A 16,633-nucleotide genomic window follows, 5' to 3' on the forward strand; every position below is an offset into this window, starting at 1 on the left:
TTCAGCGGAACCTCCGGCCACAGTCCTGACCACGGCTCAGGCAGGCGCTCCCAGAGCCCGACCAGCTTTGCCTCGGGGACGATCTCCGCCATCTTCGATTCTGCGGAAATCTCCTTGCCCACCGCCCGCCCCAGCATCGCAACAAGCTGCGCCTCCGACGCATCGAGCTGCCCCAGTGCCTGCCAGCGCATCATAAACGCCTCTTCGACCATCGCCACCAAGTCACAGAGACGTAGCGAGGGCGGCACGGATGGCCCGATCACCAGGTCCAGCTCCTCGCCCAGAGAAGCACACGTGTCCTCCACTTTTTCCTGAGCCCCTGGCCCCAGCACCGCACTCCAGTCCGAGACGTCCAGCTCGTCTTTTTCGCAGCGCGCCACACAAATCCGTGTCAGCACGAGCCGGGAAAGCGGTGGCTTTAGTTCCTCGGACCAGTGAATCGGCTGCCCCGCCGCCTCCCGCAGTTGTCGCGCTTGTTCCAGTGTCATGTTTCTTCCCATCGGGCTTCGCGCAGTATTTCTTCATACTCACGCGCGGCACGTTGTTGTAATGCCCCGATAAACTCACCAAAAGTGATGAGACGCTCGTAGGCAACCAAGCAACCACTTGTGGACGTTCTGACGCGCTTCGGGCGACTTACCAAAGCGCCACCCGCGTACCCAGCGTGCCAGTCGGTAGGCTTTGGTGCAGCTCGCCATAGATCGTCCACAAGATGATCACTCTTGGCACAAACTGCCCAGACGCAACCTGCCAGCTTTTTTTCGAAGCCTGCCAGCGGAAACGCCACGCTCTCCAGAAACCGACGCGCCAGCTCGACGCGATCCAATGGCGGTGCAGGAACGACGAGTTCCAGTGTCACCAGTGACCGGTGAAGGAGCTTCATTCCAAGTAAAGGCTTTGTGGCTTCGTTCACCAGAGCAAAGACCGTTTTTGGCCGTCCATCCCAGAGAAGAGTAACTTCGTAGCGGGCGACGGGGCGAATCGTTCCATCGGCAAGCTCCATTTCGCGTAGGTCTACCGGAGTTGCCCCCAGCTCTTGGACTTGGTCTTTACTGAGCATCAGAAAACCCGTAAAGCCCGTGTCTAGAATCGTCGTCACGGGAACTCGTTCACCAGAGATAGTGACCATCTCGAGTTCAACCGTGATTTCACTTCGGTCGGGCAAGTAGGTTCCGACAATCACGCAGCCTGTTCCTGTTCAAGTTGCAGAGAGGTTCCAACAGCATCGGCGGTTCGGAAGCCAACTTTGAGACTGAAAACCTTCGCCTGCGGATGACGTGCACGTAAATTCCGAAAAAGTTCGACATCGTTGCCGTCTTCGCCGATTTCATAGTCTCCGGTATCGACATCAATCATGAGGAGCTTTCCCATATTTTCGGGAATAGCCAAGTGCTTACGAAGCTGTCGCTCGTAGATGGACTTACCTCTTGCAATGATCTCTTCCATAGTCATGGCTTGATTTTATCGCAACCACTCATCGAGATGCTCCGCGATGAAGTCGTCGTCAGGCTTTGTGAGATTCGGGTAGGCGGCTCGGACGCGCTCGATCTCGGCTTGTTGCCCCGGCGAGAGCCCCTCGTTCTCATCCAAGCACCAGATTCCCTCCAACAAGCCCTGCTGCTGCAAGACGTAGTGAATCCCGGCGATGCAGCCGTGAAAGTGATTCGCGGCATCGAAGATCGCAGCGTTCATGTCCGTGACCGCGACGCCGGTTTCGAGGAGCTCAGCGGGGACGCTGTCAGTGATGGCTTGGCAGGTTTTGAGTAGCCCTACGGCGCTCTTGGTCCAGCAGGCCCAGTGCCCCAGGAGCCCCCCGACAATCCGGCGGCCAAAGTAGGTCGTCACCAAGTCCGTCACAATAGCATCGTCGTTGCCCGTGTAGAGCGCGATGTCCTGGCGGCCCGTCGCCACGAGTGCACGCACCACATCCAGGGTCTGGTAGCGGTTGAACGGCGCAATCTTCACCGCGATCACACTCTCGATCTCAAAGAAGCGCCGCCAGAAAGCATAGGGCAGAACGCGCCCGCCGACAGCAGGCTGCAAGTAAAACCCAACCAGCGGAATCACCTCCCCGACGGCGCGGCAGTGGGACAGAAGGGCCTCGTCATCGGCATTGCGTAGCGCAGCCAGGGAGAGCAAGCCCGCCTCGTAGCCCAGGGAGCGCAGAAGCGTTGCCTCGGCAACGGCTTGCTTGGTCTCCCCACAGACCCCACCGATCCGAAATACTGCACGCCCCGCCCGATCCAGCTCCTCTTTGGCAAGCTGCAACACGGGCTCGAAAAGCCCGATCCTGGGGTCACGAATCGCGAACTGCGTGGTGTGAACCCCGACCGCAAGCCCACCGACACCCGCCGCCAGGTAGTAGCGCGTCAGCGCCCGCTGCCGCCGCTCATCCAGCTTGCGATGAGCGTTCAGCGCCAGCGGCTGGGCGGGGATGGCAACGCCTGCCTTAAAACTTACCATCGCGCACCTCGAACTTCGTGGGCTTGCCCAGCGTCGGGCCGCCGTTCTTGATCCACTCCGCCGTCCATTCCAGCACTTGCTCGACGGCAACGGTCGGGTAGCCAAACGCCCGATGGGCTTTCTGGCCGTTGGAGAGCAGCGCGTGAGGCGCCTCATCGCCCTCGAATATTGGCTCTATGCCCAACAGCCTCCCGAGCTGCTCCGCGAGTCGTCGCACCGAGAGCTGCTCCGGCCCCGCGAGGTTAAAGAGGCTCGCTGGGGACGAGGCCTGCGCGAGGCTCTGGAGCGCCCAGGCATTGGCATCGCCTTGCCAGATCACATTCACGGCGGCCATGGCGACGGAGATGGGAGTGCCCTCCCAGACCTTGCGGGCAATGTCACAGAGCACCCCGTAGCGCAGCTCGACGGCATAGTTGAGGCGCAAGATCGCGATGGGCGTGCCGTAGGTCTCGGCGAAGTACTGAAAAATCCGCTCCCGGCCCAGGCAGCTCTGGGCGTACTCCCCCACCGGCCCTGGTGCGTCGGTCTCGATACTGCCGCCAAGAGTCAGCGGCGTCAGCGGGTAGACATTGCCCGTGGAGAACGCGGCGATCCGGCTCGTGGTGAAGCGCTGGCAGACAAGGCCAGGCAGGAAGCTATTCATCGCCCAAGTCAGGGGCTCGTTTCCCGTTGCGCCGAACTTCATTCCGGCCATGAAGACGATATTTTGCACATCGGGCAGGCCGAGCAGCGCATCCACATCCAGCAGATCCGCCCCGATGGTCTCCACCCCCGCAAGCTCCAACGCAGCACGCGTAGAGGCGTCGGAGAAGCGGCTGACGGCAATAACGCGGCGACTCTTACCCACAGCGCGCTTTGCCATCCGCGCCAGGGTTGGCCCCATCTTGCCCGCCGCCCCGAGAATCAGAAAATCGCCCTCCAGAGAGTCTAGCGCCGAAATGACTGCTGGAGCTGGCTCAGAGAGCTTGTCCTCAAGTTCGTCTATGGTCATGCCGCCACGATTCACCACCGCGACGGCATTTTCCTTATCTTGCCTTCGCCTGCAATAGGTATCAAGCATCAGCAAGTGCCTTTCAAACATACGTTTGACAGGGTTTTAGAATTTTGTCAAGTAGTACTCTCCTCCCCCTGCCCCCGGGTACCCTCTGGGTGCCAATCCTGCGGAGGCAGGATTGGGGAGGGGAGTCCTGAAAAACCTCTGGCTCCCCTCTTTCCCCCTCCTCCCAGGATTGGGAGGAGGGGCGGGGGAGGAGGGATCTCACCGCCAGAACTTCCGGTCGAGTGTTCTATACTGCACCGCCTCGGCGATATGGGCGACGCCGATGGCCTCAGAGCCCGCGAGGTCGGCGATCGTGCGGGCGACTTTTAAGATGCGGTCGTAGGCACGGGCGGAGAGCTGCATGGCCGTGATGGCAGACCCCAGCAGCGACTTTGCCTCGGGCTCCATCATACAGTGACGCTGGAGCTGGCGGGCGCTCATGTGGGCATTGCAGTAGAGGCTCTCACGAGTAAAGCGCTGCCGCTGGAGGCAGCGTGCCCGCTCCACCCGCTCACGAATGGCGCTCGACGTTTCTCCTGCGGGCGGCGCGGTAAGCTCGTCGTGGTGCAGGCGTGGCACCTCGATATGAATATCAATGCGGTCCAAAAGTGGTCCCGAGATCTTGCTGAGATACTTCGCCACAGCCTGCTGCGAGCACGAGCAAGCCCGCACCGAGTCGCCGAAGAAGCCACAGGGGCACGGGTTCATAGCCGCAATCAGCGTGAAGCGTGCCGGGTAGGTCAGCGAGGCGGCGGCACGCGCAATCGTGACATGGCCATCTTCTAGGGGCTGGCGCATGACTTCGAGCACATCACGATTGAACTCGGGCAGCTCATCAAGAAACAGGACGCCAAAGTGTGCGAGCGAGACTTCGCCTGGCCGAGGAATACTGCCCCCGCCGGTCAGGCCCGCGTTGGAGATTGTGTGGTGTGGCGAGCGAAATGGCCGCTCGGTGATGAGTGCTGCACCGTTGGCAAGCTGCCCTGAGACGGAGTAGAGCTTGGTGACTTCCAGCGCCTCTTCCACCGAGAGAGTGGGAAGGATGGTCGGAAGCCGCCGCGCGAGCATGGTCTTCCCCGAGCCAGGGGAGCCGAGCAGCAAGACATTGTGCCCCCCAGCCGCAGCCACTTCCAGTGCGCGTTTCACCTGTGCCTGGCCCTTCACGTCGCTAAAGTCCACGTCGCTGCTCTGGCGGTGCGCCAAGATCCGCTGTGGGTCTTCGCGCACGGGCACGAAGAACTCAGGATCGTTGAGAATCTCCAGCACTTGGGCCAGCGACGTGACGCCGTAGACGTCCACTTCGCCCACGATCGCTGCCTCGCGGGTGTTGGCCTCCGGGACGATCAGGCGCTTCCGTCCGTTCTGCCGTGCCCAGAGCGCCAAGGGCAGCACGCCCGAGACGGGGCGGACGGCTCCATCGAGGCCCAGCTCGCCGATAAAGACCGTCTCCTGAAGCTGCTCTGGCGCAAGCTGCTCGGTGGCAACCAAGAGACCGATGGCAATGGGCAGGTCAAATGCGGGTCCGGCCTTTCGAATATCTGCCGGGGCCAAGTTCACGATAATGCGCTTCTCGTACGGGAAGCGCAGGCCACTGTTGCGGATAGCGGCCCGTACCCGCTCACGGCTCTCCTGAACCGCCGCGTCGGGCAGGCCGACGATGGTAAAGCTGGGCACGGTGCCCGAGACATTGACCTCCGCTCTCACGCCATACGCATCCACTCCAAATATCGCCGCTGATTCTACGACTGCAAGCATTTTCTTTGTCACCTTTTCGTTTCAGATTCGTCTTTAAAACGGGTGACAATGGCCGATTCTGATAAAACACACGAACTTTTTTTTGACGCCCCGACCAAAGTGCTTCTCTGGCTAGTCGGTGGGCTGGCGGCGCTGGTCGTTGGGCTGAGCGTTCGTGCCTATCTCCAGCTTCCCAAAGCTCCCAATGCGCCCTCGAACAAAACGAACAAAACCAAAGCCACTCCTAAGCCGCGTCCCCGCCCCACGGCCACACCTGCCCCCGAGAACGTGCTACGGATTTTTCGCGCCAATGAGATTCGCCCACGGCTCTGGCGCGTGGAGCAAGAAAACGACGAGCTTCTGCGCCTCGCAAGCCCCTCAGGAGCCATCTTTGAACAGCGACTTCTCTCGCTCGATGAGGGAATGAGCCCACGCGCCATCGTGGAGCGGCTCGATGCCAGGATGTCGAGCTGGGGCCAGGAGTACCAGAGGATTCGGGCCAGCAGTGTCGAGCGGGGGGGCCAGAAGATGACACGGCTAGAGTACGCGCTTAATCTTCCCGGCAAGCCATCGCAGCGCAGTATCACCATCGTCGGGCGGGTTCGGGTCGACGGCCAGCGCCGGGTCGCAAGCTGGACACTGGCCAGCACCGACGAGAACCTAGACACGGATCGGGTTCAGCTCAACCAGAGTGGCGTTAAGCTCTAATGGCGAGTTTTCCTACGAGCGACACGCATTCTAAATGCTCCCAGGCACATCGGGAATGGGTTCCTCTGTCATATAGTCGGGCACTTGTGCTTTACGGTACTCTGCTCCTGCTTTGACTGCTTCTTCGAAAAGCGGATCGTCTTTGAAAGCACCAAAGATCACATTAACCCACTGATTGTTCCCAGTGCCTGTCTCTGTCGTCTTCTGTGTCTGTCGTAGCTCTTTTACCTCTCGCTCCAAGAGCGTCACGCGCTCTTCCAATGTCTGTGGCATTTCCCTAAATCCTCCTGACTTTAATGATATCGCCGCGAGAAATCAAGCGATGGGGAAGGAAAACAATTGAATGGAAATCTCGCGTTATAATATTTCATGCGAGCTTCCTTAATCTTCGCCGCTGCACTTGTATGCGCGGCACCGACGTTTGCGTTTGCCCAGAACAAGACCTTCACTTTTGACGAGGCCCTTGGTGGCTCGGGGGTGAGCCTTGCGGCGACTCCGCAGGGGTCGGTGAGCTGGGTTACGGGCACGGTTTATAAGCTGTCCAAAGACGGTGCAGAGAAGTTTATTGATGCCCGCACGAGCACCGAGGTGCCACAGCCTAAGGAGATTGAGCCTGGGCAGCCTGCGGGGGCGACGGCGGCGCGGCGGCGGCGCGGTGCGGCGGGGATGAGTCTGACGAGCCCCGATGGGCGCTACACGGCCTATGTTAAAAACAATAATCTCTACCTGAAAGATAGCCAGGGAAGCGATGATAAGCAGCTCACCAAAGACGGCTCCGCGACGATATTAAATGGCATTCTGGACTGGGTCTACGATGAAGAAGTCTACGGGCGAGGCAGTCGCTACGCCGTTCGCTGGAGCCCGGACAGCAAGCACCTCGCCTTTCTGCGGCTTGATGAGTCGGGGGTCAAGAAGTACCGGCTCCAAGATCACACCAAGCGCGTCCAGGAGGCAACAGAAGACTGGGACTATCCCCTCCCCGGCGACCCCAATCCCACCGCAAAGCTTGGGCTAGCCTCGGTTGAGGGTGGCGGCGAGCCGGTCTTTTTGGACACCCGCCCGTTTGTCGCCGACGATCTGCTGATTGTTCGATTTGCCTTCACCCCGGACAGCAAGCGGGTTTTCTACCAGCTCCAGAACCGAATCCAGAGCCAGCTTGAGCTACGGAGCGCCGATGCCGTCACCGGAAGCGACTCGCGCACCCTGATCGCGGAAAAAAGCCCGCAGTGGATAGATGTCACCGACGATCCCACGTGGCTGGCCGACGGGACCTTTCTCTGGACGAGTGATCGGGATGGCTTTAGGCATCTCTACCGCTACAAACAAGACGGCACACTCGTCGCGCAAGTGACCAAAGGCGCGTACGACATGAAAGGTGTGACGCGCCTCGATGAAGAAAAGGGAGTTGTCTACTTCAATGGCAATGGCGTGGATGTCTCCGGGAGCCATCTTTACCGAGCGTGGCTGGATGGAAAGACACCTCCCGTTTGTCTGACCCAAGGCATGGGGACGCACTCGGTGAGCTTCTCCCCCACCGAGGAGTTCTTCTTCGATACCTACTCGACGGCAGAAAACCCCGGCATGATCCGCCTCTGTGACGGTAAAACGGGCGCGGTGCTCAAGACGGTGGTCAAGTACAATCCGCCCAGGGCAGGAGAGCAGTACAAGCTCGGCACCGGCAAGTTCGTGACGATAAAAGCGCGGGATGGCTATGTTCTGGAGGGCACTCTCTTGCTCCCACCGGGCTACGACCCCAAGAAGCGCTACCCGGTTTATATGCCCGTCTACGCAGGCCCCAGCGCCCCGACGGCGCGCAATAGCTATAGCGCCGTCAATGGCAGCGTGCGGGATCAGTTTCTGGCACAGAGCGGCATTATTGTCTTCAAGTGCGACAACCGCACGGCCAATCCACGAGGCACCGCGGCGCAAAAGTGCAGCTACAAGCAGCTCGGCGTGCGCGAGCTCCAAGATATCGAGGACGCGCTGAAGTCTCTGATTGCCCAAGGCTACGCCGATAAAGGTCGCCTTTCCATAGAGGGCTGGAGCTACGGTGGCTTCATGACGGCCTACGCGCTAACCCACTCCAAGATGTTTAAGTGCGGGATCGCGGGCGCTCCCCCAACCGACTGGCAGTTCTACGACACGATCTACACCGAGCGCTACATGAGCACCCCCCAGCTCAACCCGGAGGGCTACAAGGCGGCATCGTGTTTGGAGGGGGCGGAGAATCTGCACGGCAAGCTGCTTTTAGTCCACGGCATGATGGACGACAATGTCCACCTACAAAACTCCGTGCAGCTTATTGATCGGCTCCAGAAAGCGGGAAAAGACTTCGAGATGATGTTCTACCCCTCGCCCACCAGCCGCCATGGCATTGGGAACCCTCAGCAGAGCCAGCACTCGCGCCGCTTGATGCTGAGTTTTCTCCTCAAGAACCTCTGATGCTCTCCGACTATCCTCTCGTCACGCACTCGGTCACGTGTGCCGGTCGCACCTGGGAGCTTAGCTGTGTCACGGATCAAGATGCCCTCATTCGTCCGCTCCAGACCGATGAAGACCTAGCGAACTTTCCCTTTGGCATCCTCCTCTGGGCCTCCGCGCACGCACTAGCGTTGCGTCTGGCCGAAGAGCCCGCGCTCGTAAAAGGTAAGCGAATCTTAGAGATCGGCGCGGGCGTGGGCTATGTCGGGCTCGTGGCGGCACACTTAGGCGCGGCGCAGGTTGTCCAGACCGACTACCACGAGGACTGTCTGGCACTCTGCCGTGAGAATGCCACGCGCAACCAGATTGCCAATCTCACCGTGCAAAAAGGCGACTGGCGGAGCTGGCCTAAAGATCTCACGAGCTTTGATCTTGTTTTTGGCGCGGATGTTCTCTACGAGCGCCTGCTTCACCCCACCCTCACCGACTTGCTCCCCACTCTGGGCACTAAAATCCTCCTCGCCGACCCAATCTGGCCTGCCGCCCTGGAGTTTATCGAGACACGCGAGCGCGCGGGCTGGAAGCTCCAGATGGAGGCAAAGCGCCTGGAGTGGGCGGGGGAGTGGCGCGATACCATGCTCCTGTGGATCACACCCACCCCAAGCAGGTAAAATAGCGTTATGCACCGCGTCTTTGGCCTCTGGTTTGCCCTACCGCTCTTTTTCCTTGTGGGAATCAGCGCCGCGCAGGAGCGCATTGGCCCGGCCTGGAAGGACAAGCGCAACCCGGTCGTGGCGACTTTTGGGGGCGAGCGGCTGGATCTCTGGAGCCTGCGTCCTCTCCAAAAAGCCCCCGTCGGCGCTTCGATTGACTCACTTCTGGGCACAACCCAAGCCCCCGTGGCCGATTCGCGTACCCTCGCGCGGCGGCTCAGCTTCGGGCTAACGGGCCTACCTCCCACCGAGCGCGAGGTGGCTGCGTTTACGAGCGCCCCTGCCTTTGCCGAGCAGCTTCTCACTCGACATAGCTATGGTGAGCACCAGGCGCGGCTCTGGCTCGATGTGGTGCGCTACGCCGATAGCAATGGCTTTGACTGGGATGAGTTTCGCCCCTTGGCCTGGCGCTACAGAGACTATGTCGTGCGCAGCTTTAACGCCGACAAACCCTACGCTAAGTTCGTCACCGAGCAGCTTGCGGGCGATGAGCTGGTGGCGGGCAAGCCAAAAAACGCCGCCGAGCAGGACGCACTTCTCGCGACAAGCTACCTGCGCCTGGGCCCGTGGGACAATAGCGCTAAGCTCTTTGGCGAAGACAATCGCGTACGACACGCTCTGATGAATGACTTAGTCGAGACCACGGGCGCGGCATTTCTGGGGCTGACGATGTCTTGTGCTCGCTGCCACCACCACAAGACTGAGCCGATCCTCCAGGCGGACTTCTATCGCTTTCGTGCCTTCTTCGAGGGAGTGACGTTTCGGGACGATCTCTCGGTGGCGCTAGGCTCCGACCAAGAGCCCCTCAAGGGTCTGCTGGTCACCGATGGCGACAAGCCCCCCCGCGCGACGCACGTGCTGGCGGGGGGGGATCTCAACCAACCCAAGGAGGAAGTGCCCTACGGCTTTCCCACCGTGCTCGACCCGAACCCCGTGCCGCTGGTCAAGCCCGTGCGCACGGGCTCCACAGGGCGACGGCTGACTCTGGCACGGTGGATCACGGCCAAAGAAAACCCACTTGCCGCACGTGTCCTGGTCAATCGCGTCTGGATGCAGCACTTCGGGGAGGGCCTGATCGCCACTCCCAACGACCTGGGCTACTCGGGGGCACCGCCTAAAAACCGCGCCTTGCTCGACTATCTCGCCCATGCTTTCTTGGAGAGCGGCGGGTCGGTCAAGACGCTCCATCGGCTCATCATAAGTAGCCGTGCCTACCAGAGTGCCCATGCGCCGCGCCGCCTCTCTGCGGAGCAGCTCCGTGACGCGATCTTGCAGACCAGCGGTCAGCTCACCGAGCGCTTTGGTGGCCCCCCGATCTGGCCGCCTCTACCCGATGAGGTGCTGAAGGCCAACCCCGCGTTTCTGGACGATAACAAAGAGAAAACCAAGGGCTGGTATCCGTCGCCCCCCGAGCGTCAGGGCGTTCGCAGCCTCTATCTGGTGCAAAAGCGCACCGTGGCAGTTCCTCTGCTCGCCACGTTTGACCTACCTGATAACGCTGTCTCTTGTGCCTCGCGCACGACATCCACCGTGGCTCCCCAAGCGCTAGCACTTCTGAACAATCCCTTTCTGCGCGATGCAGCGCAGGCACTTGCCCGGCGCGTCGAAAAGAGCACAGAGACCGATAAGCTTGCCTTGGCATTCCGGCTTGTCCTCCAAAGACTCCCCACCAAAAACGAGCGCGAACTCTGCGAGAAGCTCCGCCTCAAGCACGGGCTCCCTGCTCTTTGCCGTGCCCTCTTTAACCTCAATGAGTTTAGCTATCTTGACTGAGACGGGTATTTAAGATACAATTGCCACCGGCACGGTGTGCGACACACCAAAAAATACATTTTTGTTCGGGAGGGGGTGAATTATTCATGGCACAAATCAATCTGAAACCAGGTGAGCCGCTTGAGGCGGCCCTCAAGCGTTTTAAGAAAGTCCTTCAGCAGGACGGAGTCCTCAAAACCGCCCGCACCCACGAGTTCTACGAGAAGCCTAGCGACAAGCGCCGTAAGGCAGAAGCCGCTCGCAAGCGCAAGATTCGTCAAGCAAACGAAGAGAAGTAGCTCTCTCCCGATCCCCCGCGTACACCGTGCCCTCGATGTACGAAGCACTGAATCCTGCTGAACTTATTTTTGTTTGAGATCGCCACGGAATCGCTTTATGAAGATGCGCTGGCGTCTGCCTTTTGAGCTTCAAATCAGCTCAACGAATCCCCGCCCTCGCCGTGCCTCTGAGCCGCGAGGAAAACCTGCCCCTGCGCCACGCATTTCGCCCCTGCGCCTCCTACTCGCCCTCGGAACCGCCGCGATTCTCTCAGTACTTCTCTGTATTCACTTGCTCCCCAACCGGGTCAATGTCGCGCTTGGGACGATCTCACGCCAGGACGTGACGGCCCCGCGCACCGCACGCTACGAAGACACGGAGGCGACACAGCGTCTGCGGGAAGAGGCGATCAGCCAGGTTGACAAGCGCTATCAGCTCATTCCCGATGCCAGCCGCAACACACAAGAGGCGATTCGGACAGTCTTTGAGGCCATTGCTACCCCTGTTCGGGACCACCCTGAGCTCGAAGATATTCGGCGACAGTCTGGCCTCAGACTGAGCCAGTCCACTCTGGATGCTCTGAGTGCTGCCAACCCTGAGCTGTTTGAGAAAGCGCAAGCCGTCGCGACCAGCCTCGTCACGCGCACCATGCAGGGGACGCTCCGAGACGACACCAACGACCTCACAATTGCCCGCCGTGGCCTAGTCGCCGATCCTATCTTGCTGGATCTCCCCGAGAACCTCCGTGCGCCCGTCGCCGCTCTCTGTAGTGAGGCACTGACAGAGAACCGTCACTACGATGCTCGTATGACCCAGCAGGCCCGTGATGAAGCGGAGGCGCAGGTGGCGCGCCAGACCCGACGGATTGCGGCAGGCGAGCTGGTACTACGAAACGGTGAGCGGGTGACCCAAGCGCACTTAGACGCACTGACCGCACTGGGACTTCGCAATGCCGCACTGGATGCTCTCTCGATCCTGGTGATTGTCCTCATGGTCAACCTTATCGTGGCATTCGTGACGGTCTACCTGCGGGTCTTTCACCGAGAGCTCTATCTGGACACAAAGCGGCTCTTTTTGCTCGCCATTCTGACAGTGGTTTCCGTGATGGGAATCAAGCTCGGCTCGACTCTGTTGGGTCTGCCCTTTACGGGAATCAATCTCTCGTATCTGGGGATGATGTGCGTCGCCTCGGCAGGGATGGTGATTGCGCTGCTCATCTCGCCCTCAGTCGCGACTCTGGTTGTTGCGCTACTTGCGGTGACGAGTGGGGTGGTGCTCAACAACGAGCTACGTTTTACCGTCTTTACTCTGGGCTCCTCACTGGCAGGGATTGTCTCGGTGGCCTCAATGCGTAACCGAGGCGATGTCTTTCGTGCGGGAGCCGCGGTCTGTGGTGCCAACGCCATTCTGAGCCTGCTCGTCGCGCAGATGGAGCATGACCTCCCTCGCGAGATTTTAACGGGCGTTCTGATGGGAATCGGCTCTGGCCTCGTGGCACTGGCCCTGTTCTATTTAGGTGTCTGGTGCCTGGAGCGCCCCTTTGGAATCACCACCCACCTGCGCCTCTTGGAGCTCTCCGACCCGGCGACTCCGATCCTACAAGACTTCCGCATGGCGGTACCGGGCACCTACGCCCACTCGCTTATGGTCGGTAACCTCGCGCACGCGGCCGCTGAGGCCATTGAGGCAGATGCGATGCTCGTTCGCGTGGCGGCCTACTACCACGACTTGGGCAAGATGAACCGCCCCGAGTTTTTTATCGAGAACCAGTCCAATGCTGAGAATGTCCATGACCGAATCAGTCCATCTCTGTCGGCACTCGTGCTGATCAACCATGTCAAAGAGGGTCTAGAGATCGCCGAGCGTGTCGGGCTGCCTCCCCGAGTGTGCGAGGTGATCTCTCAGCACCACGGCACGACCCTGATGAAGTTTTTCTATCACCAAGCCACGGGCGGTGTCCCCGATGCCACCCTTGAGTCTCAGTTCCGCTACCCTGGCCCTAAGCCCCAAAGCAAGGAGGCCGCGATTCTGATGCTGGCCGATGGAGTCGAGGCCGCATCCCGCGTCTTGGATAAGCCGAGCCCGCAGCGCGTCACAGACTTTGTCGCACGGATGATTGAGGACAAACGCGCCGACGGCCAGCTCGACGAGTGTCCTCTTACTCTGCGTGATCTAAAAACCATTCAGGATGTCTTCACGCGAACTCTCTGTGCCACGCTGCACGCTCGTATCGAGTATCCGAAAGATGCAAAAGACACAAAAGAGAGCCCTAGAGAAACCCCTAATGAGAGCAATCGAGATCGCCCTTCAGAACCAGCACCCGATAGCCCACCTACCGTGGAGTCGGGCCGCCGCCGCCGCACAAAAACTCCTCTCGGAATGCCTTAGTGGCCTCCCCCCTAGCCCCCGCTCGGCGGGGGGATCTATTGAGGTAAGCGTTTTGATCGTCACGGACGACGCGATCCAGCAGCTCAATCGAGACTGGCGGGAAAAAGACAAGCCCACCGATGTGCTCTCTTGGCCCCAGTCTGAGCCGGGCGAGCCACTCACCGAACAGCTTGGCGACGTGGTCATCTCCCGCGACACGGCGGAGCGTCAGGCACTGGCACGAGGCTGGGAGCTAGAAGACGAGCTGGCGCTACTGCTCGTTCATGGGATTCTGCACCTGCTAGGCCACGAAGATGATACCGAGGCGGGCTCCGAAATAATGAAGGGGGTCGAGCGGCGCATCTTAGGCAAACCACTCGACCCCCTTCCCTAGCTCAGAGATAAGAAACTAATCTTCCTGAATGCTCCACTCCGCCGCTTTGGAGGAACCCCACTTCTTGTAGCCTGCATGGCCGTCACCGAAGAGACAGACAAAGCCACCAAAGTGCCGGTTAGAAACCTTGGATGCGGTGATGTTATTATACCGATCCGTTCGGATCTCTTGCTGAATTCCCCGGATCGAGTTGCCCTGATCGCAGACTGTCGTCCAAGCATCCATAATATGGATCGTGCTGGCCGGTTGTGCAACAGCGGCTTCTGCGACCGAAAGGGTGGTTCCTGTGGTCACGAAGCCACTCTTGTCCTGCCCAGCAAATCCAACCGTCGTCCAGTTGGTTGCGGATGAGGTTCCTAGCGGGATCAGATTGCGCCCATAGGAGAGCCGGTTGACTAGCCCATAGGGTCTTGTAGAACCATCACCTTGTGCTACAGGAGCGAATCGCGTATTAAGAGTTGTGACACCGCAGTAGTTTCCTGTTGTCGAAACCCCATTCACCGTTAAAGTTACTGATTTTACAGTTGTTTCCCCATCAGGACAAACAAACACACCCTCATTCTTAATGTAAGGGAAGATCAGCGTCGGCCAAGAAATCACGGAGCCTGCTGGAGGAGGAGGCGTTGCATCCGCCGGTCCTAAGGGAATCTGTGAGGGAGGATAAGTCTCGTCGTAGTCTTGCACATACATCATGACGGCAGTTCCAATTTGTTTTAAGTTGGAGAGACAGGCAGTCTGGCGGGCTTTGGCACGGGCTTGGGCAAAGACCGGAAAGAGAATGGCAGCAAGAATCGCGATAATGGCGATCACTACCAAAAGTTCGATAAGCGTGAATGCATTTTTACGGGACATTGAAAATAAGTTCCTTCAGCGATCAGTATACCAAAAACAATGGCCAACGGAACCAATGGGTTCCGTTGGCCACAACGAGCCCTCTAACTCGCTTTAGTAGAGGCCCCAGAAGGGGAAGGGGCGTGTCCAAGTGATGCTTGCAGGACTTCCGGGACAGGTATTCATTCCCGATCCCGCTCCCGCATTCGTAACAAAAGTACAGGCAGGAGCAGTGTACTCAGCGGCTGTCGGAGAGGCGGCTAGAAATGCTTTCACGTTCATGTACTTTGCATGGCCGTCAATGTAGCAGAAGGTAAACCCATCACTGTGAGGAGCGTTGTCTTTATTCACGACACCTCCTGGTGTCAGATAAGCCGTCCAAGACTCACGCAGAGCCGCCGGGTAGAGAGTGCCTCCACTGGTGATATGGGAGTAGCTCACCTGATTGCGTAGCTCCATCAGCATCCACGTGTCCGCAGGCGTTTGGACACCAGCAAGACCACCACCTAAGAAGCCGGGATTTTCCCCCGAGGGTGAAATCGGGCGACCAGAGATTGAGAGGTTGAGCGCGTAGCCATTGCCTTTGATCTCGCCATTTCCACTCCAAGCGACTTCGTCACGTCTGCGGCTTGGGCAGAAGAAGACCTGCGAATTTTTAATATAGGGAAGCACCCAAACAGGCCACTTGTAGTGGTTCACACGACCTGAAAATGTACCGGTTGCGGCAGGGTTTAGCAGAGTGGGGCTCCCGATGGGAACCGAGTAGTCCGCGCGGGGAAACTGCTCGTCGTAGTCTTGGGTATACATCAAAAGACCAAGACCGACTTGTTTCATGTTGGAGAGACAGGAGGTCTGGCGAGCCTTTTCACGGGCTTGGGCAAAGACGGGAAAGAGAATGGCAGCAAGAATCGCGATAATGGCGATCACAACGAGAAGTTCGATAAGCGTGAAAGCGAGACGGTTGCGTTTCATAAGAAACTCCTTTAGGGGGCGACTTGAAACCCCGAGCTAAGACAGTACTAATTATACCGACTGTTACAACGATTTTCTACCTGCTTATTTTAGGGGCGTTAGGTTTCCAATATGTTAACAAACGAAAAACCCTTAGTTACAGATATCGTCCTGAATCGTCCACATACAAGGCGTGGTTGAGCCCCATTTCTTGTAGCCTGAGTGACCGTCTCCGTAGAGAACCACGAAGCCGCCGGAGTGGCGAGGCGCGACTTTCGAGGGAGGACTGTCCTTGAACATGTCCGTGCGGATGTCTTGCTGAAGACCGCGTATGGAGGCGCCGTAGGTCAGCGGGTTTGCTGTCGCGTTGCCGCCCGCCATGCCATCGACGATATGGATCGTGCTGGCGGGCTCGGCGATCTCGGCCATCGAGCGGGTAAACGTCGTGCCGGTGCCCACCCAGCCGGACTTTAGGTTATTGACATAGTCCACAAACCCCGGATAGGTCTTGCCGTTGTTGCAGACCCGCCCCGCGATCAGCGCATCCCAGGGGTTGCCGTTGGTGGTGGGGATAAGGTTTCGGCTGTAGGAGAGGCGCGGCACGAGGCAGACCGCTGGATCACTGCCATCACCCCCATTGCCCGCCGTGGTGGTTCCTTTGGTGACTCCCATGTAGAGGCGATTGGAGGTATTGGTAATAAACTGGGGATCGGGAGCCTGTGGTGACTCATTGGCGCTGGGGCAGACAAAGACCTGGGCGTTTTTGATGTAGGGCTGGATAATCGAGGGCCAGGAGACCAGGTTAATGCCCGCCGTCCCGTTCTGAGAGGGCACGATGGACTCGTCATAGTCTTGGGCGTACATCAGAACCGATGTGCCGATCTGCTTCATGTTCGAGAGGCAGGCCGCCTGGCGCGCTTTCTCGCGGGCTTGGGCAAAGACAGGAAAGAGAATGGCAGCGAGAATCGCGATGATGGCGAT

At 59.1% G+C, this 16,633-nt stretch carries 17 protein-coding genes; 7 read left to right on the top strand and 10 right to left on the bottom strand.

Translation table 11 applies throughout. The features are described 5' to 3' along the window. The 6 genes from AC1XOS_RS09405 to AC1XOS_RS09430 all read right to left on the bottom strand — a co-directional run. A partial coding sequence (locus AC1XOS_RS09405) for a hypothetical protein (protein ID WP_481961961.1) occupies nucleotides 1-488 on the bottom strand: 488 nt, incomplete at its 3' end. Continuing rightward, entirely contained in the window at nucleotides 485-1,099 is a 615-nt protein-coding gene (locus tag AC1XOS_RS09410) for a hypothetical protein (RefSeq protein WP_481961962.1), read from the bottom strand. The genes AC1XOS_RS09405 and AC1XOS_RS09410, both read right to left, overlap by 4 nt. An 80-nt stretch (nucleotides 1,100-1,179) precedes the next feature. Continuing rightward, entirely contained in the window at nucleotides 1,180-1,446 is a 267-nt protein-coding gene (locus AC1XOS_RS09415; RefSeq protein ID WP_481961963.1) for a hypothetical protein, read from the bottom strand. Nucleotides 1,447-1,461: 15 nt separating this feature from the next. After that, entirely contained in the window at nucleotides 1,462-2,463 is a 1,002-nt protein-coding gene (locus AC1XOS_RS09420; protein WP_481961964.1) for a dihydrodipicolinate synthase family protein, read from the bottom strand. Then, nucleotides 2,450-3,544 carry an NAD-dependent epimerase/dehydratase family protein gene (locus tag AC1XOS_RS09425; RefSeq protein WP_481961965.1) on the bottom strand — a complete coding sequence of 365 codons (1,095 nt, stop codon included), beginning with the start codon at nucleotides 3,542-3,544 and terminating at the stop codon, nucleotides 2,450-2,452. Before AC1XOS_RS09425 ends, AC1XOS_RS09420 begins: the two co-directional genes overlap by 14 nt. Before the next feature lie 177 nt (nucleotides 3,545-3,721). Further along, the gene (locus AC1XOS_RS09430; RefSeq protein ID WP_481961966.1) at nucleotides 3,722-5,257 is read right to left on the bottom strand and encodes a YifB family Mg chelatase-like AAA ATPase; all 1,536 of its coding nucleotides are present in this window, start codon (nucleotides 5,255-5,257) and stop codon (nucleotides 3,722-3,724) included. A 48-nt stretch (nucleotides 5,258-5,305) separates the two neighbouring features. On the opposite strand from AC1XOS_RS09430, the gene AC1XOS_RS09435 reads away from it, so the two are divergent. Beyond that, complete coding sequence (locus tag AC1XOS_RS09435; RefSeq protein WP_481961967.1) at nucleotides 5,306-5,944, top strand: DcrB/PsbP domain-containing protein; 639 nt, start codon at nucleotides 5,306-5,308, stop codon at nucleotides 5,942-5,944. Nucleotides 5,945-5,974: 30 nt separating this feature from the next. Here the strand turns inward: AC1XOS_RS09435 and AC1XOS_RS09440 are convergent, their stop codons facing one another. Next, nucleotides 5,975-6,217 carry a hypothetical protein gene (locus tag AC1XOS_RS09440; protein WP_481961968.1) on the bottom strand — a complete coding sequence of 81 codons (243 nt, stop codon included), beginning with the start codon at nucleotides 6,215-6,217 and terminating at the stop codon, nucleotides 5,975-5,977. Nucleotides 6,218-6,313: 96 nt separating this feature from the next. Between AC1XOS_RS09440 and AC1XOS_RS09445 the strand changes: the two genes are divergently transcribed. The 6 genes from AC1XOS_RS09445 (at nucleotide 6,314) to ybeY (ending at nucleotide 13,870) form a co-directional block, all read left to right on the top strand. Beyond that, the gene (locus AC1XOS_RS09445; protein ID WP_481961969.1) at nucleotides 6,314-8,386 is read left to right on the top strand and encodes a S9 family peptidase; all 2,073 of its coding nucleotides are present in this window, start codon (nucleotides 6,314-6,316) and stop codon (nucleotides 8,384-8,386) included. Beyond that, on the top strand, nucleotides 8,386-9,036 hold the full coding sequence (locus tag AC1XOS_RS09450) for a class I SAM-dependent methyltransferase (protein ID WP_481961970.1): 651 nt from the start codon (nucleotides 8,386-8,388) through the stop codon (nucleotides 9,034-9,036). The genes AC1XOS_RS09445 and AC1XOS_RS09450 overlap by 1 nt, the downstream gene beginning before the upstream one ends. A 9-nt stretch (nucleotides 9,037-9,045) precedes the next feature. Next, a complete protein-coding gene (locus AC1XOS_RS09455; protein WP_481961971.1) occupies nucleotides 9,046-10,851 on the top strand; it encodes a DUF1549 and DUF1553 domain-containing protein in 1,806 nt (601 codons plus the stop codon). Between the two features lie 86 nt (nucleotides 10,852-10,937). After that, nucleotides 10,938-11,129 carry a 30S ribosomal protein S21 gene (gene rpsU / locus AC1XOS_RS09460; RefSeq protein ID WP_309709754.1) on the top strand — a complete coding sequence of 64 codons (192 nt, stop codon included), beginning with the start codon at nucleotides 10,938-10,940 and terminating at the stop codon, nucleotides 11,127-11,129. A gap of 97 nt (nucleotides 11,130-11,226) precedes the next feature. Next, nucleotides 11,227-13,497, top strand: a complete 2,271-nt coding sequence (locus tag AC1XOS_RS09465; protein ID WP_481961972.1) for an HD family phosphohydrolase — start codon at nucleotides 11,227-11,229, stop codon at nucleotides 13,495-13,497. Next, nucleotides 13,394-13,870, top strand: a complete 477-nt coding sequence (gene ybeY, locus AC1XOS_RS09470; RefSeq protein WP_481961973.1) for an rRNA maturation RNase YbeY — start codon at nucleotides 13,394-13,396, stop codon at nucleotides 13,868-13,870. The genes AC1XOS_RS09465 and ybeY overlap by 104 nt, the downstream gene beginning before the upstream one ends. A 15-nt stretch (nucleotides 13,871-13,885) precedes the next feature. Here the strand turns inward: ybeY and AC1XOS_RS09475 are convergent, their stop codons facing one another. The 3 genes from AC1XOS_RS09475 to AC1XOS_RS09485 form a co-directional block, all read right to left on the bottom strand. Then, on the bottom strand, nucleotides 13,886-14,722 hold the full coding sequence (locus AC1XOS_RS09475) for a DUF1559 family PulG-like putative transporter (protein ID WP_481961974.1): 837 nt from the start codon (nucleotides 14,720-14,722) through the stop codon (nucleotides 13,886-13,888). Nucleotides 14,723-14,815: 93 nt separating this feature from the next. Beyond that, nucleotides 14,816-15,673: a DUF1559 family PulG-like putative transporter gene (locus AC1XOS_RS09480; RefSeq protein ID WP_481961975.1), complete on the bottom strand. Its 858-nt coding sequence runs from the start codon at nucleotides 15,671-15,673 to the stop codon at nucleotides 14,816-14,818. Nucleotides 15,674-15,805: 132 nt separating this feature from the next. After that, a partial coding sequence (locus tag AC1XOS_RS09485; protein WP_481961976.1) for a DUF1559 family PulG-like putative transporter occupies nucleotides 15,806-16,633 on the bottom strand: 828 nt, incomplete at its 5' end.

It is taken from the genome of Armatimonas sp., assembly GCF_964826245.1.